This is a genomic window from Naasia aerilata (assembly GCF_030296595.1).
Classification (GTDB): Bacteria; Actinomycetota; Actinomycetes; order Actinomycetales; family Microbacteriaceae; genus Naasia; species Naasia aerilata.
In genome coordinates, this window is the sequence record NZ_AP027731.1 from 2,216,136 (window position 1) to 2,235,807 (window position 19,672).

The 19,672-nt window shown below is 71.0% G+C and carries 17 protein-coding genes, 2 tRNA genes, 5 pseudogenes and 1 riboswitch; of the genes and pseudogenes, 15 read left to right on the plus strand and 9 right to left on the minus strand.

Annotated elements, in window-relative coordinates; translation table 11 throughout:
* Positions 1-148: 148 nt before the first annotated feature.
* Positions 149-691 carry a YbaK/EbsC family protein gene (locus QUE51_RS11570; RefSeq protein WP_286276546.1) on the minus strand — a complete coding sequence of 181 codons (543 nt, stop codon included), beginning with the start codon at positions 689-691 and terminating at the stop codon, positions 149-151.
* On the minus strand, positions 673-960 hold the full coding sequence (locus QUE51_RS11575; RefSeq protein ID WP_286276547.1) for a hypothetical protein: 288 nt from the start codon (positions 958-960) through the stop codon (positions 673-675). The genes QUE51_RS11570 and QUE51_RS11575 overlap by 19 nt, the downstream gene beginning before the upstream one ends.
* A gap of 108 nt (positions 961-1,068) precedes the next feature.
* Here QUE51_RS11575 and QUE51_RS11580 point away from each other — a divergent pair.
* The 4 genes and pseudogenes from QUE51_RS11580 to QUE51_RS11595 all read left to right on the plus strand — a co-directional run.
* Positions 1,069-1,539 (plus strand): annotated as a pseudogene (locus tag QUE51_RS11580) (ribose-5-phosphate isomerase); the annotation flags it as partial.
* 27 nt (positions 1,540-1,566) lie between these two features.
* Entirely contained in the window at positions 1,567-2,556 is a 990-nt protein-coding gene (locus tag QUE51_RS11585) for an Fpg/Nei family DNA glycosylase (RefSeq protein WP_286279367.1), read from the plus strand.
* 1 nt (position 2,557) lies between these two features.
* Complete coding sequence (locus QUE51_RS11590) at positions 2,558-3,202, plus strand: FMN-binding negative transcriptional regulator (RefSeq protein ID WP_286276548.1); 645 nt, start codon at positions 2,558-2,560, stop codon at positions 3,200-3,202.
* Positions 3,195-4,667, plus strand: a complete 1,473-nt coding sequence (locus QUE51_RS11595; RefSeq protein WP_286276549.1) for an amidohydrolase — start codon at positions 3,195-3,197, stop codon at positions 4,665-4,667. The genes QUE51_RS11590 and QUE51_RS11595 overlap by 8 nt, the downstream gene beginning before the upstream one ends.
* A 57-nt stretch (positions 4,668-4,724) precedes the next feature.
* Here the strand turns inward: QUE51_RS11595 and QUE51_RS11600 are convergent, their stop codons facing one another.
* Complete coding sequence (locus QUE51_RS11600; protein WP_286276550.1) at positions 4,725-5,264, minus strand: Dps family protein; 540 nt, start codon at positions 5,262-5,264, stop codon at positions 4,725-4,727.
* Positions 5,265-5,387: 123 nt separating this feature from the next.
* Between QUE51_RS11600 and QUE51_RS11605 the strand changes: the two genes are divergently transcribed.
* Positions 5,388-6,389: an LLM class flavin-dependent oxidoreductase gene (locus tag QUE51_RS11605; RefSeq protein ID WP_286276551.1), complete on the plus strand. Its 1,002-nt coding sequence runs from the start codon at positions 5,388-5,390 to the stop codon at positions 6,387-6,389.
* A 70-nt stretch (positions 6,390-6,459) separates the two neighbouring features.
* Here QUE51_RS11605 and QUE51_RS11610 read toward each other — a convergent pair whose 3' ends face one another.
* Positions 6,460-7,182, minus strand: coding sequence for a TetR/AcrR family transcriptional regulator (locus tag QUE51_RS11610; protein WP_286276552.1), 723 nt, complete (start codon positions 7,180-7,182; stop codon positions 6,460-6,462).
* Between the two features lie 11 nt (positions 7,183-7,193).
* Positions 7,194-7,268: riboswitch (cyclic di-GMP riboswitch) on the minus strand.
* A gap of 396 nt (positions 7,269-7,664) precedes the next feature.
* On the opposite strand from QUE51_RS11610, the gene QUE51_RS11615 reads away from it, so the two are divergent.
* Positions 7,665-7,958, plus strand: coding sequence for a hypothetical protein (locus QUE51_RS11615; RefSeq protein WP_286276553.1), 294 nt, complete (start codon positions 7,665-7,667; stop codon positions 7,956-7,958).
* On the opposite strand, the gene QUE51_RS11620 is transcribed toward QUE51_RS11615, so the two are convergent.
* From QUE51_RS11620 to QUE51_RS11635, 4 genes and pseudogenes are all read right to left on the minus strand, one after another.
* Positions 7,927-8,163 carry a hypothetical protein gene (locus QUE51_RS11620; protein WP_286276554.1) on the minus strand — a complete coding sequence of 79 codons (237 nt, stop codon included), beginning with the start codon at positions 8,161-8,163 and terminating at the stop codon, positions 7,927-7,929. The genes QUE51_RS11615 and QUE51_RS11620 overlap by 32 nt on opposite strands.
* A gap of 60 nt (positions 8,164-8,223) precedes the next feature.
* Positions 8,224-8,294: transfer RNA gene (locus QUE51_RS11625), tRNA-Gly, on the minus strand.
* Positions 8,295-8,329: 35 nt separating this feature from the next.
* Positions 8,330-9,225 (minus strand): annotated as a pseudogene (locus QUE51_RS11630) (DNA alkylation repair protein).
* Positions 9,114-9,773, minus strand: a complete 660-nt coding sequence (locus tag QUE51_RS11635) for a hypothetical protein (RefSeq protein ID WP_286276555.1) — start codon at positions 9,771-9,773, stop codon at positions 9,114-9,116. The pseudogene QUE51_RS11630 and the gene QUE51_RS11635 overlap by 112 nt, the downstream one beginning before the upstream one ends.
* Before the next feature lie 223 nt (positions 9,774-9,996).
* Between QUE51_RS11635 and QUE51_RS11640 the strand changes: the two genes are divergently transcribed.
* From QUE51_RS11640 to clpX, 6 genes and pseudogenes are all read left to right on the plus strand, one after another.
* Positions 9,997-10,070: transfer RNA gene (locus tag QUE51_RS11640), tRNA-Pro, on the plus strand.
* Between the two features lie 51 nt (positions 10,071-10,121).
* Positions 10,122-11,480, plus strand: coding sequence for a trigger factor (gene tig, locus QUE51_RS11645; RefSeq protein WP_350226651.1), 1,359 nt, complete (start codon positions 10,122-10,124; stop codon positions 11,478-11,480).
* A gap of 237 nt (positions 11,481-11,717) precedes the next feature.
* Positions 11,718-12,320 (plus strand): ATP-dependent Clp protease proteolytic subunit, encoded by a 603-nt coding sequence (locus QUE51_RS11650; protein WP_286276556.1) that lies wholly within the window; start codon positions 11,718-11,720, stop codon positions 12,318-12,320.
* Positions 12,321-12,392: 72 nt separating this feature from the next.
* A pseudogene (locus QUE51_RS11655) lies at positions 12,393-13,013 on the plus strand (ATP-dependent Clp protease proteolytic subunit); the annotation flags it as partial.
* Between the two features lie 150 nt (positions 13,014-13,163).
* Positions 13,164-14,276: a hypothetical protein gene (locus QUE51_RS11660; protein WP_286276557.1), complete on the plus strand. Its 1,113-nt coding sequence runs from the start codon at positions 13,164-13,166 to the stop codon at positions 14,274-14,276.
* A gap of 771 nt (positions 14,277-15,047) precedes the next feature.
* A pseudogene (clpX, locus tag QUE51_RS11665) lies at positions 15,048-16,323 on the plus strand (ATP-dependent Clp protease ATP-binding subunit ClpX).
* A gap of 105 nt (positions 16,324-16,428) precedes the next feature.
* Here clpX and QUE51_RS11670 read toward each other — a convergent pair.
* Positions 16,429-17,958, minus strand: a complete 1,530-nt coding sequence (locus QUE51_RS11670; protein ID WP_286276558.1) for a molybdopterin-dependent oxidoreductase — start codon at positions 17,956-17,958, stop codon at positions 16,429-16,431.
* Positions 17,959-18,096: 138 nt separating this feature from the next.
* Between QUE51_RS11670 and QUE51_RS18155 the strand changes: the two are divergent.
* The 3 genes and pseudogenes from QUE51_RS18155 to QUE51_RS11685 all read left to right on the plus strand — a co-directional run.
* Positions 18,097-18,846, plus strand: a pseudogene (locus tag QUE51_RS18155) (ROK family protein); the annotation flags it as partial.
* Between the two features lie 215 nt (positions 18,847-19,061).
* A complete protein-coding gene (locus tag QUE51_RS11680) occupies positions 19,062-19,307 on the plus strand; it encodes a hypothetical protein (protein ID WP_286276560.1) in 246 nt (81 codons plus the stop codon).
* An 83-nt stretch (positions 19,308-19,390) separates the two neighbouring features.
* Complete coding sequence (locus tag QUE51_RS11685; RefSeq protein ID WP_286276561.1) at positions 19,391-19,639, plus strand: hypothetical protein; 249 nt, start codon at positions 19,391-19,393, stop codon at positions 19,637-19,639.
* Positions 19,640-19,672 lie beyond the last annotated feature (33 nt).

Consider the following 19,672-nt stretch of genomic DNA (forward strand, 5'->3'; position numbering starts at 1 on the left):
TCCCAGCCTAGGGAGTCGGGCGGCGGCGGGCTGATCCGGGGTCGCCCGTCGGGCGCGACCGCCTCGAACGCGGGTGTACCCGCCGTCCCGCCCCCTTTGTCTCACCCGCGGGATGGCGGTTACACCAGCGGCACAGGTCGCGCGCGGCTCAGGCGGGCGGGGCCGGCGGCTTCGCGATGGGCAGCACCTGCGCGCCCGGCAGGCCGGTCAGGTACTCGCCGGTCACCAGGAGTTTCGAGCGGCGCAGCCCGCTGCCGATGACGAGCGGACCGGATGCCGCAACCGCCTCGTCGACGAGGAGCGCCCACTCCGCGGGGACACCGACCGGCGTGATGCCGCCGTACTCCATCCCGGTCGCGGCGGTGGCGGTGTCCATGGACGCGAAGGACGCCTTCTTCGCGTCGAGGGTCTGCCGGACCGCTCCGTTCACGTCGATCCGGTCGGTGGCGAGGATCATGCACACCGCGTAGCGGATGGCATCGCCGCGCTTGCCCTCGATGATGACGCAGTTGGCGCCGTCCGCCATTCCGATGCCGTAGCGCTCGCAGAAGGCGGCGGTATCGGCGACGTCCGGATCGATCTCGGCGACGAGCACACCGTCCGCTCCCGATTCCAGGGCCGCGCGGACCGCATCGGCCACGAGGTCGATGTGCTCTGCAGCGGGCTCGAAGGTCAGGTTCCCGAATTCCACCCGTCGACGCTAGCCCAGCCGGCCGTGCAGGCAGCCGCCTCTACTTCCGCCCGAGCCCGGGCGGCTCGGAGGAAGGTCGCGTGGTCGGACTTCTTCCAGATGACTCGGAACGAGTAGACGATGCCCGCGGCGAGCACGAACAGAGCGAGGAAGCCGACCCACTCGGGCGCCCAGGAGAAGACGACCTGGGAGATGAACACCGCCATGGCCAGGACCAGGGCCGCGATGACGAGCCACGAGACGGGAGGAATGCGCCGATACCAGGGCATGTAGTCAGTGTGCGCCCGCCGTCGACGATCCGCGACCCCCTCCAGGACCCCATCCAGGTCGCGGAGCCGAGACGCGCGCCCGCGGCCCCGCTCCCTAGACTGAGCGGCATGCGGATCCATCTGGCCACCGACCATGCCGGCCTGGACTTCAGCAAGCACCTCGTCGGCCATCTCGAGGCGGCCGGACACGAGGTGGTCGACCACGGGCCGGACGGCTACGACCCGCTCGACGACTACCCGGCCTTCATCATCCGCGCGGCCCAGGCGGTCGTGCGGGATCAGGCGGCCGGCGTGGAGACGCTCGGCGTCGTCTTCGGCGGCTCCGGCAACGGGGAGCAGATCGCCGCCAACAAGGTCGAGGGCGTCCGCGCGGCCCTCGTCTGGAACGAGTCCACCGCCCAGCTCGCGCGCCAGCACAACGACGCCAACGTCATCTCGATCGGCGCGCGCCAGCACACCCTCGACGAGGCGGTCGCCCTCATCGACGCGTTCGTCGCCGAGCCCTTCTCCTTCGACCCGCGGCACGAGCGCCGGATCGCCCAGCTCACCGAGTTCGAGGAGACCGGCGCCATCCAGCCCGGCGAGCACACCCCGGGATCCCGCGCGATGCCTGAGGGGCACTCGATCCACCGGATCGCCCTCCAGTTCCGCCACAACTTCGTCGGCCACCGCATCGCCGCGTCCAGCCCGCAGGGCCGCTTCGCCGATGGTGCCGCGCAGATCGACGGCAAGGTGCTGATCACCTCCGTCGCGGTCGGCAAGCACCTGTTCCTCGAGTTCGAGGAGGACAAGATCCTCCGCGTGCACCTCGGCCTCTACGGGGCCTGGGACTTCGCCGGCGAGATCAGCGCGGACGCCACCATCGCCTCCTCGGGCGGTCGCATGGGGCAGACGAATCAGCGCGGCACGTTCCTCGACCAGTACGGCGAGGCGCAGCCGCTCGACTTCGGCAGCAGCATCGGCGCTCCCCGCCGCCTCCGGATGGCCGAGCAGGAGAAGCAGACCGAGCTGGACACATTCCCGCCACCGCCGGTGGGGGCCGTGCGGGTGCGGCTCCTCACCGAGACCGCGGTCGCCGACCTGCGAGGGCCCACGGCGTGCGAGGTCATCGACCCGCAGCAGGCCGCCGCAGTGATAGCCAAGCTCGGACCGGATCCGCTTGTGCACACCGGGCCGGAGGCCGAGGAGGCCTTCGTCCGCAAGGTCCGCAAGACGACCAAGCCGATCGGGCTGCTGCTCATGGACCAGAGCGTCGTCAGCGGCATCGGCAACGTGTACCGCGCCGAGCTGCTGTTCCGCGCCCGCCTCGACCCGCACACCCCGGGCCGCGAGGTGCCGGAGGAGCTGGTCCGCCAGCTGTGGCGCGACTGGGCGCACCTGCTGGAGATCGGCGTGCGGACCGGTCAGATGATGACCAAGGACGAGCTGTCCGAGGAGGAGTGGGCGCGCGCCATGGCCGACCAGCAGGAGCGGCACTACGTCTACAAGCGGCACGGGCTGCCGAGCCCGCGCGGGGAGGGCAACGTCGTGATCGAGGACATGGGCGGGCGGAACCTGTACTGGGCGCCCGGCTGGCAGAGCCGGCCCGGGAGCTGAGGTGCGCCAGAACCCGAGCTTCACGCTGCAGGACCCGGCGGAGCTGAAGCGCCTCGTGCGCGAGAACCCCTGGGTGACGCTCGTCAGCGCCACGCCCGAGGGCATGGTCGCGTCCCACTATCCGGTGATCCTCGACGAGGAGCGCGAGGAGCTCACCCTGCTCAGCCACGTGGGGCGGCCGGACGAGCTCCTGCACGGGCTCGGCGAGCGAGAGGTGCTCGTCATCGTCCAGGGCCCGCACGGGTACATCTCGCCCGGGTGGTACGACGCGAACCCGGCGGTGCCGACGTGGAACTTCGTCGTCGCCCACCTCTACGGCGTCCCCGAGATCCTCTCGCCCGAGGAGAACTACCGCGTGCTCGGCCGTCTGGTCGACGCCTTCGAGGATGCGCTGCCCGAGCCCCGGCGGATGGAGGGCGACCCTGCGGACGCCGCCTACGCACAGCGGATCAGCTCGGGCACGGTGGGCTTCCGTCTCACGCCGACCCGGGTGGTCGCGAAGTCGAAGCTGAGCCAGAACAAGCCGGAGGCCGTCGTCGACACGATCATCGAGCAGCTGGAGGGCGACGGGCCGTACGCCCAGCCTCAGCTGGCGGGGGAGATGCGCCGAGCGCACGAGCGGCTGCGGGCGGCCCGCAATGGCTGAGCGGCTCACCCTCACCGGCGCGCGGTTCCCGGGCAGCGACGGCCTCGTCGACATCGCCCTCGCCGACGGGCGCGTCGAGGCGATCACGCCGGCGAACGGCGTCCGCCCCGAGGAGACGGTGGCCCTCGACGGACGCTACGTCGTTCCGGGCCTCTGGGACGAGCACGTGCACTTCACGCAGTGGACGCTGTTCCGCAGCCGGTTCGACGTGTCGGCCGCGCGATCCGCCGCGGAGGCCGCCGCCCTGGTGCGCGGTCACCTGCAGGCGGACGGGATGCCTGCGGCCGGCCCTCTCGTCGGCGTGGGGTTCCGCGACGCGGTGTGGCCGGACCGGCCCACCGCCGCACTCCTGGACGAGGTCGCCGGGAGTCTCCCCGTCGTGCTGCTCAGCGCCGACCTGCACACCGCCTGGCTCAACACGGCAGGTGCGCAGGCGACCGGTGCGGCCATCGGCGAGGACGGCCTGGTCCGCGAGGACGACGCGTTCGCGGTGCAGGGCGCGCTCGACGCCCTGCCCGACGCGGTGGTCGACGCCTGGGCCGAGGAGGCAGCGGATGCCGCCGCGACGCGGGGCGTCGTCGGCATCGTCGACCTCGAGATGACCTGGAACCGCGACGTGTGGCTGCGCCGCGTCGCAGCCGGCTCGGACGCGATCCGCGTGCAGTTCGGCGTCTACCCCGTGGACCTGGACCGGGCGATCGCCGAGGGCCTCCGCACGGGGGAGGCGGTGGGGGAGAGCGGCCTGCTCACCATGGGATTCCTCAAGATCCTCATCGACGGCTCCCTCAACACCAGGACTGCGTACTGCGTGGACCCGTACCCCGACCCGGACGGCCTTCCGCACCCCAACGGGCTGCTCACCGTGCCCGAGGACGAGCTCGAGGAGGTGCTGCGCCGCTCGACCGGCGGCGGCATCCTCCCGACGGTGCACGCGATCGGAGATGCGGCGAACCGGGTCGCCCTCGACGTCTTCGAGCGCGTCGGGACGCCGGGCCGCATCGAGCACGCGCAGCTCCTGACCGGCGAGGACATCCACCGCTTCGAGAAGCTCGGCGTGATCGTCAGCGTGCAGCCGGCCCACGCGATGGACGACCGCGACGTCGCCGACCACCACTGGGCGGGGCGCACCGGGCGGGCGTTCCCGTTCCGCTCGCTGACCGAGTTCGGCGCGCGCCTGGCCTTCGGCTCCGACGCGCCCGTCTCGCCGCTCGACCCGTGGGTCGGGATGGCGGCGGCCGTGTTCCGGACCGCGGACGACCGGCCGGCCTGGCATCCCGAGCAGCTGGTCGATCCCCAGGTCGCGCTCGCCTCATCGGCACGGGGCCGGGCGACCGTCTCCGTCGGGGACGTCGCGGACCTCGCGGTCGTCGAGGCGGACCCGTTCACCGCCACTGTGGATCAGCTGCGGACGATGCCCGTCGCGGCCACCCTGCTCGGCGGACGATTCACGCACCGCACCCTGTAGCGGATCGCGGGGCCGCCCCGTGAGGACCGGCCCCGCGATCGTGCAGCCGCGCGGTGGTCAGTCCTCCGCGATGTGGGCGTGCAGGAACCAGCGGTCCTTCACCAGCCCCCGCTCGATCTCGACGAGCACGTCCTGGCTCGCGACGTCGATGTCCTCGAGCTCGTCCATGCTCTCGTGCAGGACCTTGAGGGTCGCGTCGATCTGCTCGATGACCTGCGCGATGGTGTCCGGGACGCTCTGGAACCCGTCCTTCAGCTGCGGGATGACGGTGTCCTTCCCGACCGTGCGGATGCGCCCGTCGACCGGCAGCCCGAGAGCGACGACGCGCTCGGCGACGAGGTCCGCCCACTCACGGACGTGCGCGACGTAAAGGTCCAGCAGCTCGTGCACGCCGATGAAGCCGCTCCCTCGCACATGCCAGTGCGCCTGCTTGCCCTCGACGTGCAGGGCGGTGAGGTTGACGACGAGCGGCTGGAGGAACTGGCGGGCGCCCGAGGCGACATCCGCTCCCCACACCCCGGTCGTCTCATGGGCGATCTGGTCTGTGGTCGTCGCTGACTGCTTCGTCTTGGCGGCGGATTGCTTGGTCGTGGTCATGCGTGCATTCCCTTCCTTGCGGTCGCTTCCACGCTGGCGCATCTGACGGGCCAGAGCAACCGTCGAGTCGGGGGTGGACAGCGGCGGGGAATGCCCCGCCACTCGGCGGGGTTCGACCCGGGGATGAGTGCACCGCTTTCCGTCCTCGATCTCGCCTCCGTCGCGGAGGGCGCCACGAACGCGTCCGCTCTCGCCGACACCATCGCACTGGCCCGCATTGCGGACGAGCTGGGTTACGGGCGCTTCTGGGTGGCCGAGCACCACGGGATGCCGGGAGTGGCGAGCTCCTCGCCCGCCGTCCTCATCGGCGCCATCGCGGCGGCGACCTCCCGCATCCGCGTCGGCTCCGGCGGCGTCATGCTGCCGAACCACTCCTCCCTGGTGATCGCCGAGCAGTTCGGCACCCTCGTCGCCCTGCACGGCGACCGCATCGACCTCGGACTCGGCCGCGCCCCGGGCACCGACCCCATCACGACGTCCGCGGTCCGCCGCGGGCACACCGCGGAGAGCGTCGACGACTTCCCCGACCAGGTCATCGAGCTGCTCGCCTACTTCGGCACCATCCCGCCGCTGGAGGGCGGCCAGGGCGGACGCATCGTGGCGGTGCCGGGCGCCGGGGACGCCCCGCAGCTCTGGCTGCTGGGCTCGAGCGACTTCAGCGCGCGCCTCGCGGGGATGATGGGCCTGCCCTTCGCGTTCGCCCACCACTTCGCGGGCGGCCGCAACACGCCCATCGCGTTCGACGCCTACCGGCGCAGCTTCTCGCCGTCGGTGGTGCTGTCGGAGCCGCACGCAATGGTCGCCGTGGCGACGATCGTCGCCGACTCGGACGCGGACGCCCGGCGCCTCATGCTGCCGAACGCCTTGTCGATGATCCGGCTCCGCTCCGGCCGCCCGGGCCGCACCCCGACCATGGAGCAGGCCGAGGCGCACGTCTGGACCGACGCCGAGAACGCCTACCTCGACGAGCGGATCGGCACCCAGGCGATCGGCTCGCTCGCCACGGTGCGCAGCCGCATCGACGGCCTCACCGATGCGACCGGCGCCGACGAGGTGATCGTGGTGCCGCAGGGCCCCGATCTGGCGACGCGCACCCGCACCCTCCGCGAGCTCGCGGCGGACTGACGCCGGCAATCCGCAGCACTTCGGACTGTCCGCATCGGTCTCCGGTTGCGGTTAGTCCGAAACGATGCGGTCAGCCCTCGGACCCGCCCCGCTCGAACTCGAACGAGTCCTCCCAGTCGATCATCGACGGCGCCCCCTGGGGCTGCTGGAGCGACGTTCGGGTCTCTTCCAGCTCGAAGTCGAGCTCGCTGAACCACGTCCCATCCGTCGTCGTCACCTCGTGCGCCGCGTGCCGGGTCGGACGATGCCGGGCGATCAGCTCCCGGCCGAGCTCGCGCGCCTGCACGCCGGTCAGCGTGTCGCCCTCCAGAGCGCTGAGGATCGACCCCTTCATCAGGACGTGGAAGGAGAGCGCGAACTGGGCGGGCTCCCGGAGCCCCGCCTCGATCGCGAGCGACGCGATCACGTCGCGCACGCCGCTGAGGTGCTCGATGTCGGCGCGTCCGAGGCGGCGGTCGTGACCCAGGCGGATGAGGACGTCGAGGAACGTCGTCGCGTCCTCCTCGTCGCTCTGGATCCACTCCTCCAGCACGTCGAAGACGGCGAGCAGCCGCGCCTCGGGCGTCGCCCCGCGCGCCCGCGCTCCGGCCTCCACCACTCCGATGGTCCAGTCGCGCTCGCGCTCGACCAGGCAGGCCGCGGCGACGGCCGTGGGGGAGGGGAACTCTGCGGCCAGCTCAGCGCCGGTCACACCGGCCGCCTCCTGGATCGCCTCCTCGGTGACGTCCCGTACGCCGCGGGCGGCGAACAGGGGGTAGGCGGCGGTGACGATGCGGTCGCGCAGGTTCTGCAAGATGCTCTCGTTTCGGTGGCCCGGCCGACCCGTGGGGTCCCGTGGCTTTGCGTCCCCGGCTCGCGCCGGGTTTGCCCTTGTCGTGCAGTTGTCAGTTCGTGCGACCCGGGCTTCGCCGTCGTGCGGCCCCGGGGATTCGTCACGCTACGCCGCTGAACTGGGGCGCGACAACGTGAGCGGCCAGTCGCGGCGCGACACGGCCTGCGGGTTGACGGAGCACCAAAGGCAGGGGTACACGTGGCGGGCGGGGACCCGCTCCCAGGTTCTGCGCCCGCCTCGGCGGCCGGTGCTGGCGGCTTTGAGCCGCCTCGCCAGCTCCGCTGAGGGTCGCTGCGGCGCGACGGCCGCCCGACTCCAGCAGGACTTCGTGCGGAAAGCAGGATCAGCGACGGCGATCCGTCCTGCTCAAGGCCCAAAGTCCTGCTGAAGCCGGTCCGGCCCTGCCCCGAAGGGTCGCGGTGGTACGGGGTTAAGCTCCCGGCATGGACGAGGGGACCCGGCTTGTCGTGACCGGGGTGGTCGTCGGCCTCGGGCTGCTGCTTCTCGGCACGTTCTTCTCGGCGCCATGGCGTGGCTCCGCTGACAAGCGGCGGCGACGTCGTCGGTTGCAGAGCAACGCGCTTGGCCCCTTCGACGAGATCTGGCACCCGACCGCCCGGGACGCGAACCTGATCTGGCAGGCACAGACCGAGGCGCCCGCGCCGGCGCCGCTGCCGGGCGACGGTCTCGGCGAGAGTGGCCGGATCACGATCCGGGTCCACTCCTCGACGAGCTGACTCGTGCCTTCGCCTCCCGCTCCCGGCGCATGATGTGCCAGGCGAGGACGCGGAGGGCGGCGCTCGCAACAAGGACGCCCGCGCCGATGAATCCGGCCGACCCTGGCGCGAAGACTGCTGCGAGGACCGCAAGTAGCACGGCGAAGGCCGCCTGAACGGCGACGACCTTCCCTCGCCACCAGAAGGGCACGGGGTTCTCGTCCATGTGCTCACGCTAACCGGGCGGGCGAGGCGGCCTGAACAGGGGGAGAACGAGCGAGATCGGAGGGGATGACGGGAATCGAACCCGCACCATCAGTTTGGAAGACTGAGGCTCTACCATTGAGCTACATCCCCGAGGCGGCCGCGGTGCCGCGACAGCGCCCATGAGTCTAGCCCATGGCCTCCCTCGTCATCCGGGGCATTGCGCGGTAGCGGGCCCGCTCGGCGGGATCCAGGTGCTCGGTCGCATACGACAGCGCTGTTCGGCCCATGAGCGGCGCGTTCGCGTCGAGGAACGTGACGAGGTCCTCCCGCGAGACGCGCTTGCCGACCTCGCGCAGCATCCAGCCGACCGCCTTCTGGATGAGGTCGTGCTGGTCAGGCAGCAGGCGCGTGGCCACCGTGAGGGTCGGCCCGGAGTCGCCGACCTTGAGAAAGCCGAATGTCGCGATCATCGCGACCCGCCGCTCCCAGAGGCTCTCGCTTGCGGCCAGCTGAAGGAGCAGATCGATGGGCCGGTCGAGCAGGTAGCCCCCGACCAGGTACTCGGCCGTGGAGTCGACCAGGTCCCAGTTGTCGACCCGGCCCCGATGCACCGCGTCGAGGTAGAAGAGGTGCAGGCGCGTCCGCAGGTCGTCGTCGCGGGTTCCGGAGGCGGAGGCGCGCTCGAACTGGGACACGAGGACGAGGAGCCCCGCCAGCCGGTCCTCGTGCAGCGCGCTCTCGAGGAGGAGGTGCACCTCCTCAAGGGGAGGTCCCGGTGCCGGGCGACGACCCGCCGGGTGGCAGGGACGCGCACGCCGAGGAACTGGTCGCCTTCGCCGTACTGCCCGGGCCCCGTCTTGAAGAACCCGGCGAGGAACGAGGCGTCGGCGGGATCCGCTATCTCGCGCAGCTCCCGCTGGATGTCCGCGGCCGTGCTTCCGGTGCCGCCGCGGCTGTCGACCGCTCGCGTCAGGCTGCCAGACCCTGCTGACGGCGGCGCTCCTGGGCGACGAACCGCTCGCCCTCGGCGACCGTGTCGTCGAGCAGCGTGCGGAGGCGCGCGTCGTTGTCGGACACGCAGGCGTCGGCGATCCCGCGCACGGCGAGGCCGGCGATCGCCTCGCTCGCTGCGGCGGGCTTGCCCCAGCCCTGTCCGACCGACTCGCAGAAGCGAGCGCTCCAGGCCGCGGCATCCGGAACGAGGGCGAACGCGTGCTCGGCCCGCTCAGTCAGACCCTCATCGGTGCCGCCCGTGCGGTTCAAGGCTTCGAGGCAGTGCCGAATGCCGACCGCGAGGGCGCGCTGGCGCTCCATGCTGGCCACCGGCAGAGCTTCCACCGCGGCCAGCAGAGCCAGCCGGAGGGAGAGGCGAGGATCCTCGCTCGTCACCCCGATCAGGCGCGGGACCACGGAGAGCAGGCTGTCCCGGGCGTCTGCCGAGCTGAGGTCGTTCACGCCGCGGGCGATCGCGGCGAGGACGGGATGCGTGCAGGCGGGGTGATCGCTCCAGCGCTCGCCGGCGAGGAACGAGGCGTACTCCATAAGGCAGGCGCCCCGCTTGGGGTTCCGGTGCCGGCCCGGCGAGAGCCGGGGCAGGAAGGTGGGCGGGGTAACGTGCGAGGCCTTCATGAGTGATCCTCCCGCTGTGAGGTGTCCCCGAATTGTCCCCCTCGAGTCCCCGTCCCGCCAGGGTTCGGCGGCATAAACGCAGGGAAATAGGGGAGGAGAGCGCCGGAGAGGGGGCCAGGGCGGCCCGGCCGGGTCCGGAGGAGTCCGCTAGACTCGACAAGGCCATTTTCGGGGCACAGTCCTACCCAGGGCGGACGCCCGGCCGCAGCGGTCGCGCAGCGACCGGGGCGTAGCTCAGCTTGGTAGAGCGCCCGCTTTGGGAGCGGGAGGCCGCAGGTTCAAATCCTGTCGCCCCGACGAAGAGCTTCCAGTAAGACCTATTCACACAGAGCAGGAACCCACAGAGCCATGGTCAAGTCCGTCGTCGAGAAGCTGAGCCGCACGCGCGTCAAGCTCGAGATCTCCGTTCCCCCCGAGGATCTGAAGCCCAGCATCGACCACGCCTACAAGCACATCGCCGAGCAGGTCAACATCCCCGGCTTCCGCAAGGGCAAGGTGCCGCCGCCCATCATCGACCAGCGCGTCGGCAAGGGCGCGGTCATGGAGCACGCGATCAACGAGGGCATGGACGGGTTCTACCGCCAGGCGCTCGCCGACAACGATCTCAAGCCGCTCGGCCGTCCCGAGGCGGACGTCACCAAGCTCCCCGAGCTGCAGGACTACTCCGGCGACCTCGAGCTCACCATCGAGGTGGACGTCCGGCCCGAGTTCGAGCTGCCCGCCTACGAGGACCTGACCCTGACGGTGGAGGCCGCCGAGGTCAGCGACGAGGAGGTCGACGCCGAGCTCGAGCGCCTGCGCGAGCGCTTCGGCACGCTCATCACGGTCGACCGTCCCGCCAAGTCCGGCGACTTCGCCCAGATCGACCTCGTCGCGAAGATCGGGGACGACCAGGTCGACTCCGCGAACGCGATCTCCTACGAGCTGGGCTCCGGCGAGCTGATCGAAGGCATCGACGAGGCGCTCGACTCCCTCAGCGCGGGCGAGCAGACCACGTTCGAGTCCGTCCTCCTCGGCGGCGACCACGAGGGCGAGACGGCGCAGATCACGGTCGACCTCCTCGCCGTCAAGGAGCGCGAGCTGCCCGACGCCGACGACGACTTCGCCCAGATGGCGAGCGAGTTCGACACGCTGGACGAGCTGAAGGACCAGCTGCGCGAGCAGGTGGCTCGCTCCAAGTCCTTCACGCAGGCGACCGAGGCGCGGAACAAGCTCGTCGACACGCTGCTCGAGCAGGTGGACATCCCCGTTCCGGCCGCCCTCATCGAGGACGAGGTGCACCGCCACCTCGAGCAGGAGAACCGTCTCGAGGACGACACCCACCGCGCGGAGGTCACCGAGTCCAGCGAGAAGACCTTCCGCTCCCAGCTGCTCCTCGACGCGATCGCCGAGAAGGAGAACGTGCGGGTCGGCCAGGGTGAGCTCACCAACTACGTGATCCAGGCGGCGCAGCAGTACGGCATGCAGCCGCAGGAGTTCGCGGAGGTGCTGCAGCAGAACGGCCAGCTTCCGGGCGTCATCGCCGAGGTGACCCGCTCGAAGGCGCTCGCCGTCGTACTGGGCAAGGCCAAGGTCGTCGACACCAACGGCGCAGCCGTGGACCTCGGCGACTTCACCGCGCAGAGCGATGACGAGGACGGCTTCGACGTCTCAGCCGCGACCGACGCGCTCAACGGGGCGAACAGCCACGAGGGTCACAACCACTGACCTTCTTGACCGCGCAGAAGGGCCGACCCGGAATCCCGGGCCGGCCCTTCGCGTCCCCAGACAGCACGTTGCGGCTCGGATAGCCCGCTTCGCAGCGCGATCCGAGCCGCAACGTGCCAAGCGAGCGCTGCCTCCGCTCGCCTCCGCCGCGACACTCTGCCGACGGCGAACAGGCCGGATCGCGCGTGTTGTCTTGGATAGATTCGAACCACTTCCCACAGAACGGAGCATCTCCCGATGGCTGATCCAGTAATGGCGCCGAACGTTTTCGACCGACTGCTGAGGGACCGCATCATCTGGCTCGGTTCCGAGGTGCGTGACGACAACGCGAACGAGATCGCGGCCAAGCTGCTGCTCCTCGCGGCAGAGGACGCCGAGAAGGACATCTACCTCTACATCAACTCGCCCGGCGGCTCGATCACCGCCGGCATGGCGATCTACGACACGATGCAGTTCGTCCCTAACGACATCGTCACGGTCGGCATCGGCATGGCGGCCTCCATGGGTCAGCTGCTGCTCACGGCCGGCACCAAGGGCAAGCGCTACATCACGCCGAACGCCCGGGTGCTGCTGCACCAGCCGCACGGCGGCTTCGGCGGCACGGCGAGCGACATCCAGACGCAGGCGCAGCTGATCCTCGACATGAAGAAGCGTCTCGCCGAGATCACCGCGGCGCAGACCGGCAAGACCGTCGAGCAGATCAACGCCGACGGCGACCGCGACCGCTGGTTCAGCGCCGAGGAGGCGCTCGAGTACGGCTTCGTGGACCACATCCGCGAGTCGGCCCTCGACGTGACCGGCGGCGGCGGAACCACCGACAGCGCCGTCAAGCAGCTGTAGTTCCAACGACCAAGAGAGACGACACATGACGAACTACGACTTCGGCGGCACCGCGTTCGGCCAGGGCGCGGCCCCAGCTCGCGCTACATCCTCCCGACGTTCGAGGAGCGCACCGCCTACGGCTACAAGCGCCAGGACCCCTACGCAAAGCTCTTCGAGGACCGCATCGTCTTCCTCGGCGTGCAGGTGGACGACGCATCCGCGGACGACATCATGGCCCAGCTGCTCGTGCTCGAGAGCCAGGACCCCGACCGCGACATCGTGATGTACATCAATTCGCCCGGTGGCTCGTTCACCGCGATGACGGCGATCTACGACACGATGCAGTACATCCGCCCGCAGATCCAGACGGTCGTCCTCGGCCAGGCGGCATCCGCGGCGGCCGTGCTCACCGCGGCCGGCACGCCCGGCAAGCGGCTGGCCCTGCCGAACGCGCGCATCCTCATCCACCAGCCCGCGACCGGTGACGCCGGCCGCGGCCAGGCCTCCGACATCGAGATCCAGGCGCGGGAGATCATGCGGATGCGCGAGTGGCTGGAGGAGACGCTGTCGAAGCACTCCAACCGCAGCCAGGAGCAGGTCAACAAGGACATCGACCGCGACAAGATCCTGTCCGCGGACGAGGCCCTCGAGTACGGCCTCATCGACCAGGTCCTCACGAGCCGGAAGAACCTCCCCGCGCTCGTTCGCTAGTCCCGGCTCCCTCCGGGGAACCCACGAGATGCCACTTTCGGCCCTCCTTCTTCGCGAATGGGGGCGGAAGGTGGCATCTCGCCGTTAAGGAAGGATTGCAGCGCTCGCGGAGGCCGCCGGGCGGGCAGCCGCGGTTCCTAGGCTCGCCGCATGCGCTCCCTGCTCCTCGCCCCCGCGGCCCTCGCCGCCCTGCTTCTCCTCACCTCCTGTGCCACACCGCCGGCGGATGCGGAGCCGTCCCCGGTTCCCTCCTCTCCGTCCGCCGAGCCGACCCCGACTCCCTCCTCGCCCTCCGGCGTGCTCGGCTGCGACGACCTTCTCGGCTCCGACCTTGTGTCCGCCGCTCTGGCAGGCGAGGACGGCGAGAGCCCGGAGCCGGTGGCCGCGCGCCAGCCCTCCGCCGACCTGGGTGACCTCGCCGTCGACATGGCGGGTGGCCTCACCTGCTCGTGGCGGATCGGCGCCGCCGAGGGCAACCCGCTCGAGTACCGCGACGCCGACGACTGGGCCTACCTGCACGTCCGCGTGCTGCCTGAGGCGGCCGGCGACTGGACCGCCTACCTGTTCGGCGACAGCCCGGTCGACGGCCGCGCCACCATCGCCGGGGTCGAGGCCGCGACCGGATGCGGCGACTTCGGCTGCGCGATCTCCGCGCCGGTCGGCGACGCCTGGGTCGAGCTCTCGGTGAGCGCCTTCAACTTCGCCCTCGGTGCCTCGCCCTACGGATCGATGAGCATCGACGAGATCGTCGCCGACCTGACGCCGGCCGCGGAGTCCGTGTTCGCCGCGACCGCCGGCGCCGGCCCGGACCAGCTGGCTTGGCCGGACACGATGGTGGCGGACGTCACCGCCCAGTGCAACGGCGCGCTCGACCCCCAGGGAGTCGGCGCGGCGCTCGGCCTGTCCTCCTTCTCCTATGACGAGCCGGAGATCACCCTGCCGCCGGTGGCGCCCCTGTCGGTCGTCGCCGCCTACCGGGCGAAGGTCTACAGCTGCTACGGCAGTGACGGCGACACCGTGATCACGGTGGCCCGCGGGGGAGATGACGCCCTCCGCGCCGCCCTGGCCGAGCCGGACCTGTCGACCGGGCTCGAGCCGCTGACGCTCGAACTCGCCGTCGACGGCGAGGTGGCTGCGCGTGCCTGCGCCGACACCTCCTCCTACTGCTCGGTGCTGTTCACGATCGGCGACACCGCGTACCAGGTGGAGTCGCGGGTGGATGCGGTCGCCGTCGCCGAGGCGATGATCGCCCAGGCGCGGTAGGCCGGGGCGCCGTCGAGCGCACCCTCGAGCACCGAGCGCGCTCGCCCACCACCGAGCGCACCCCTTGGCACCGAGCGCGCTCGCCCACCACCGAGCGCGCCCCTTGGCACCGAGCGCACCCCGTACCCGGGGTGCGTTCGGTGTTTCGGGGTGCGCTCGGAGCCGCGCCTGTGCGCTCGGTGTCTCGGGGCGCTCGACGCGCACGTTGCCCGCCCTCAGCACCGGATGCGACGCGCCGCACGCAGGGCCGCATCGAGCGCGGTGCGACCACCGAGCGCTCCCCGTGACGCCGAGCGCGGGGCGTAGACGGGGCGCGCTCGTCGTCACGCCCCGCGCTCGGCGGGAAGGCCCGCCGCGTCCGGCGCCTCACTACGCGCTCGACGCGACGAGTCATCGCGAGAACGTGACTCGGCAGCGCATCCTGCCCACCGCATCCTCGTCTTAAGCCTGATCAGCCACCCCTAGAGGTCACCGCCCGCGGCGAACCTCCCCTCCGCGCGCGCCGGGGCGCCACCCGGCGCGGAGCTCCCGAATAGCTCCCCACACCCTCCTCGAGGTGGCACTAGGTGCTGCCACCTCGCCCCGGAAACGACATCACCTGCCACCTCGGCGACCGCAGCGGCGACACGACCGGGGGACGGGACTGGGGGACGAAACGGGCGGCACGCCGACGGCGAACGCCGCTTGCCGCCCATGGTCACCCTTGCGGGTTAGGCTCGTTCCCACATCGACGCGCGCCGGCGGGCGGGCGATGACCGGGAGGACGTAAGCATGGCGCGAATCGGGGAGAGCGCGGACCTGCTCAAGTGCTCCTTCTGCGGGAAGAGCCAGAAGCAGGTTCAGCAGCTGATCGCCGGTCCCGGGGTCTACATCTGCGACGAGTGCGTCGAGCTCTGCAACGAGATCATCGAGGAGCGCCTCGCCGAGGCCGGCGAAGAGACGACGGGGAGTTCGACCTCCCCAAGCCGCGCGAGATCTACGACTTCCTCGAGGAGTACGTCATCGGCCAGGACGCGGCCAAGAAGTCGCTGTCCGTCGCGGTCTACAACCACTACAAGCGGATCCGCGCGCGCCAGACGCTGACGCCGGCCGAGGCCCTCGCGGATGACGTCGAGATCGCCAAGTCGAACATCCTCCTCATCGGCCCCACCGGCTGCGGCAAGACCTATCTCGCGCAGACTCTCGCGAAGCGCCTGAACGTGCCCTTCGCCGTCGCGGATGCGACCGCACTGACCGAGGCGGGCTACGTCGGCGAGGACGTCGAGAACATCCTCCTGAAGCTCATCCAGGCCGCCGACTACGACGTCAAGCGCGCTGAGACCGGCATCATCTACATCGACGAGGTCGACAAGATCGCGCGCAAGGCGGAGAACCCGTCGATCACGCGCGACGTCTCGGGCGAGGGTGTCCAGCAGGCGCTGCTGAAGATCCTCGAGGGGACGGTCGCGTCGGTGCCGCCGCAGGGCGGGCGCAAGCACCCGCACCAGGAGTTCATCCAGATCGACACCACGAACGTGCTGTTCATCGTGGCCGGCGCGTTCGCCGGGCTCGAGGACATCATCTCCCAGCGCGCGGGCAAGAAGGGCATCGGCTTCGGTGCCCCTTGCACAGCAAGGGCGACGACGTGAACCTCTTCGGCGAGGTGCTCCCGGAGGACCTCCACAAGTTCGGCCTGATCCCGGAGTTCATCGGGCGCCTGCCCGTCGTGACCACGGTCACTCAGCTCGACCAGCACGCGCTGATGGAGATCCTCACGGTCCCGAAGAACGCTCTGGTGCGTCAGTACCAGCGCATGTTCGAGATCGACGGGGTCAAGCTCGAGTTCGACCAGGGTGCCCTCGAGGCGATCGCCGACCTGGCCGTCCTCCGCCAGACCGGTGCGCGCGGCCTCCGGGCCATCCTCGAGGAGGTCCTCGGTCCGGTGATGTTCGAGGTTCCCTCGAACAGCGAGGTCGGCCGCGTCGTGATCACGCGGGCGTCGGTGCTCGAGAACGCTGCGCCGACCATCGTGCCGCGCAAGCCGATCCGCGCGGAGAAGTCCGCCTAAGCCGCGCTGCCGTCACCGGCCGCGCACGCACAGTTCCGGTGCGCGCTACCTGAGGCGCGCGCCGGGCGGGCCGCCCACGCGTCCGGACCCGGCCTACGGGCTAGATCACACCTCGACGGTGATCGCGTGCAGCCCGGTGGCGCCGTCGGGCAGGACGTTCCGCATGGTGGTGTCCTGCAGCACCCCGTCCGTGTCGGTCGCCCGCACCGTCAGGGTGTGGGTTCCCGGTTCCGCTGGCCAGTCCCAGCTCCACTGCCGCCAGGTGTCGGCGGACAGGGCATCCCCGAGTCGCGCCTCGTTCCAGGGGCCGTCGTCCACCTGGACCTCGACCTTGCTGATGCCGGTGTGCTGCTCCCACGCGACGCCGGCTACCGTGACGGTTCCCGCGGACACCTTCCGGCCGGCGATCGGCACGTCGATGCGGCTGGACATCTTCACCGGACCCTGCTCGCCCCAGCCGCGCTGGGTCCAGTACGCCTGTACGCGGTCATAGCGGGTGACCTCGAGCTCGACGACCCATTTGGTCGCCGAGACGTAGCCGAAGAGCCCCGGAACGACCATGCGGGCGGGGAAGCCGTGCTCGCGGGGGAGGGGCGCGCCGTTCATCCCCACGGCGAGCAACGCATCCCGGTCGTCCGTGAGCGCCTCGATGGGCGTGCCGGCGGTGAACCCGTCGGAGCTCTTGGAGAGCACCATGTCGGCGTCCGGGAGCGGCTTCGCCCAGGCGAGGAGGTTGCGGATCGGGTAGCCGAGCCAGGTGGCGGTCGAGATGTACGGGCCGCCGACCGGGTTCGACACGCAGCCGATGGTGATCCGGCTCTCGGTCATCGGCAGCGCCAGCAGCTGGTCGTAGCCGATCTCGACCGGGTGCTCAACCATGCCGGTGATCTTCAGTGTCCACTCCGCCGGGTCCAGCAGCGGCAGGAAGACCGCGGTGTCGATCCGGTAGAAGTCCGCGTTCGGCGTGATGAGCGGGGAGATGCCGGGAACGTCGAGGATCGCGCCCGGGGGAACGGGAGGCGCCGCCGTGGCGGGCTGGGGGAGGCGGATCGCCCTGCGGGCGGTCTCGATGGCGCGGGAGCCGAGCGACACGGTCTGAGCCGTGGCTGCGGCCGCCGCACCGATCACCGCGGCGGCGATCGAGGTGACGAGGAACGAGCGCCGGGTGCTTCCCGCTGCGGCCGCAGGAGCGTCGACGACCCTCTCCTCCCGGACGGCCCGCCTCGTGAGGAGCCGCAGAGCCACGATGGATGCCGCTGCGCCGACGACCGCAGGGAGCGGAGCCAGCGGCGTCGCGCCGGAGCGCGTGCTCACCGCGACCACGGCGACCACCGCGAGCAAGCCGAGCAGCGCGGAGCCCCAGGGAGGCCGCACGCGTTCGAGGAGACCCGCGAGGACTGCTGTGACCGCGACGACCACGAGGAGGCTGAGGATGAGCACGACCTTGTCCGCCGTGCCGGCGAACGAGATGACGAACTCCTTGAGCCAGCCGGGCGTGAGGTCGATCACGAAGGATGAGACGCCGCTGAGCGGGCTGGTGCCGACGAACGCGGCGAGCAGCTCGCCCACGCCAAGGCCGACGCACGCGGCCGCGATGCCCGCAAGCGCGCCGGTGGCCCAGGGGATGCGCCTCATGGCGTGAGGGTACGCCTTCCGTTCCACGAGAGGTCTTCGGAGCGGCGCGGAGGTTCGGCTGGTCTCGCCCGGCGTGTCCTGTTGCAGGCTTCAGCGCTGACTTCTAAGGTTTATTTAGTTCTGAACTAAGGGGACTCAATGGCGAATCGCCCAACGGCACGCGCGGACGTGAACCGCTCGGCCATCCTGGCTCATCTCGGAGCCCAGGGGCCGGCATCACGCGCGGAGCTGGCGCGCGCGCTCGACGTGTCCCCCGCGCTCATGACCCAACTCGTCAAGGACCTCATCGCCGACGGGCTTGTCCAGGAACTCGAGATTGCACACTCTAGCGTCGGCCGTCCGGCACGGATGCTGGGGCTGGTCTCGTCCGCGGGTCAGGCGATCGGGGCCAAGATCGCGCCCGACCACATCGCCTTCGTCGAGATGGACATCGATGGCTCTGTGCGCCGGTCGGCGAGCGAGCCCTACGACGCACTCAGTCCCTCGCACCTCGCGGACCTAGTCGCGCTCTTCCACGGCTTCGTTGGCCGCGGCAAGGAGTCCACCCTGCTGGGCGTCGGCGTCGGCGTTCCGGGCAGCGTCGACCGCCGCGGCAACGGGCTCGTCGATTCGGGCCAGTTCGGCTGGCGCCAGACGCCGCTCGGGCCCGCGCTCCGCCGCGAGCTGGGCCTCCCGGTCCTCGTCGAGAACAACGTCAACGCCCTCGCCGTCGCCGAGCGCCTCTACGGCATCGGCAGGCAGTACGACGACTTCCTGGTCCTCACCATCGGAACCGGTGTGGGCGCGGGCATCGTCGTCGACGGCACAGTCCTCCGCGGCCACTCAGGCGGCGCGGGCGAGATCGGCCACATCCCCGTGTACTACGCCGGCGGGCCACTCGGCGCTCCCGGGACCGCGGCGCTCGAGGCGCTCATCGGCGAAGGTGCCCTGGTCGCCTCCGCGCACCGGCTGGGCATCATCGGTGGCGGCGCGGGAATGGAGGGCTCCGCGCCGCGGCCGACGCCGGAAAGGCCGAAGCGGCATCGCTCTTCGAGGCGGCGGGACACCTGCTCGGCACGACGCTCGCGGGGCTCGCGCACACGCTCGATCCGGAGATCGTCATCGTGCTGGGGGAGGGCGTCGCCGCCTGGAAGCACTGGGTCTACGGCTTCGAGCCGGCGCTGCGCTCGAGCCTGCTGCCCGGGCGCCGGGGCCTCGAGGTCGCCGTGGAGTCCTGGCAGGACGACGGCTGGGCCCGCGGTGCGGCCGCACTCGTGCTCTCGACGCCGTTCGACTCCGATGGGGTGGCGGGGGATCAGGGCCGGCTCGTGCGCGAGCGTCTGGTCGAGCAGTCCGGGGTTTCCGAGTGACGGCCGTCGCGACCCGCCCCGCTCCGTCGAGGACGGCACCCCTTCCGCGCAGGCGCGCGCCCCGGCTTCGGTACGCCCTCGTCGTGCTCGCTTTCCTGCTGCCGAGCGCGCTCCCGCTCGCGGCATTCACCCTGGGCCCCATGGTGTCCGCGGCCTGGGTGAGCCTCCAGCAGTGGAACCTGCTCGCACCGATGAAGTGGGTGGGCCTCGACAACTATGCGCGGCTGCTCACCGACCCCGGCACCGGCGAGATCTTCCTGCACACGCTCTACTACATCGTCGGCTACCTGCCGATCGTCTACGTGGGGGTCTGGCCCTCGCGCTGGCCCTGAACGCCGCCCTCCCCGGGCGGGGGCTCCTCCGCG

Excerpts from the sequence above, each read along its gene's own strand:
- QUE51_RS11635 (WP_286276555.1), bottom strand. The coding sequence starts at position 9,773 with ATGAAGGCCTCGCACGTTACCCCGCCCACCTTCCTGCCCCGGCTCTCG.
- QUE51_RS11575 (WP_286276547.1), bottom strand. The coding sequence starts at position 960 with ATGCCCTGGTATCGGCGCATTCCTCCCGTCTCGTGGCTCGTCATCGCG.
- tig (WP_350226651.1), top strand. The coding sequence starts at position 10,122 with ATGGTCAAGTCCGTCGTCGAGAAGCTGAGCCGCACGCGCGTCAAGCTC.
- QUE51_RS11660 (WP_286276557.1), top strand. The coding sequence starts at position 13,164 with ATGCGCTCCCTGCTCCTCGCCCCCGCGGCCCTCGCCGCCCTGCTTCTC.
- QUE51_RS11670 (WP_286276558.1), bottom strand. The coding sequence starts at position 17,958 with ATGAGGCGCATCCCCTGGGCCACCGGCGCGCTTGCGGGCATCGCGGCC.
- QUE51_RS11620 (WP_286276554.1), bottom strand. The coding sequence starts at position 8,163 with ATGGACGAGAACCCCGTGCCCTTCTGGTGGCGAGGGAAGGTCGTCGCC.
- QUE51_RS11615 (WP_286276553.1), top strand. The coding sequence starts at position 7,665 with ATGGACGAGGGGACCCGGCTTGTCGTGACCGGGGTGGTCGTCGGCCTC.
- QUE51_RS11595 (WP_286276549.1), top strand. The coding sequence starts at position 3,195 with ATGGCTGAGCGGCTCACCCTCACCGGCGCGCGGTTCCCGGGCAGCGAC.
- QUE51_RS11585 (WP_286279367.1), top strand. The coding sequence starts at position 1,567 with ATGCCTGAGGGGCACTCGATCCACCGGATCGCCCTCCAGTTCCGCCAC.
- QUE51_RS11605 (WP_286276551.1), top strand. The coding sequence starts at position 5,388 with ATGAGTGCACCGCTTTCCGTCCTCGATCTCGCCTCCGTCGCGGAGGGC.
- QUE51_RS11600 (WP_286276550.1), bottom strand. The coding sequence starts at position 5,264 with ATGACCACGACCAAGCAATCCGCCGCCAAGACGAAGCAGTCAGCGACG.
- QUE51_RS11650 (WP_286276556.1), top strand. The coding sequence starts at position 11,718 with ATGGCTGATCCAGTAATGGCGCCGAACGTTTTCGACCGACTGCTGAGG.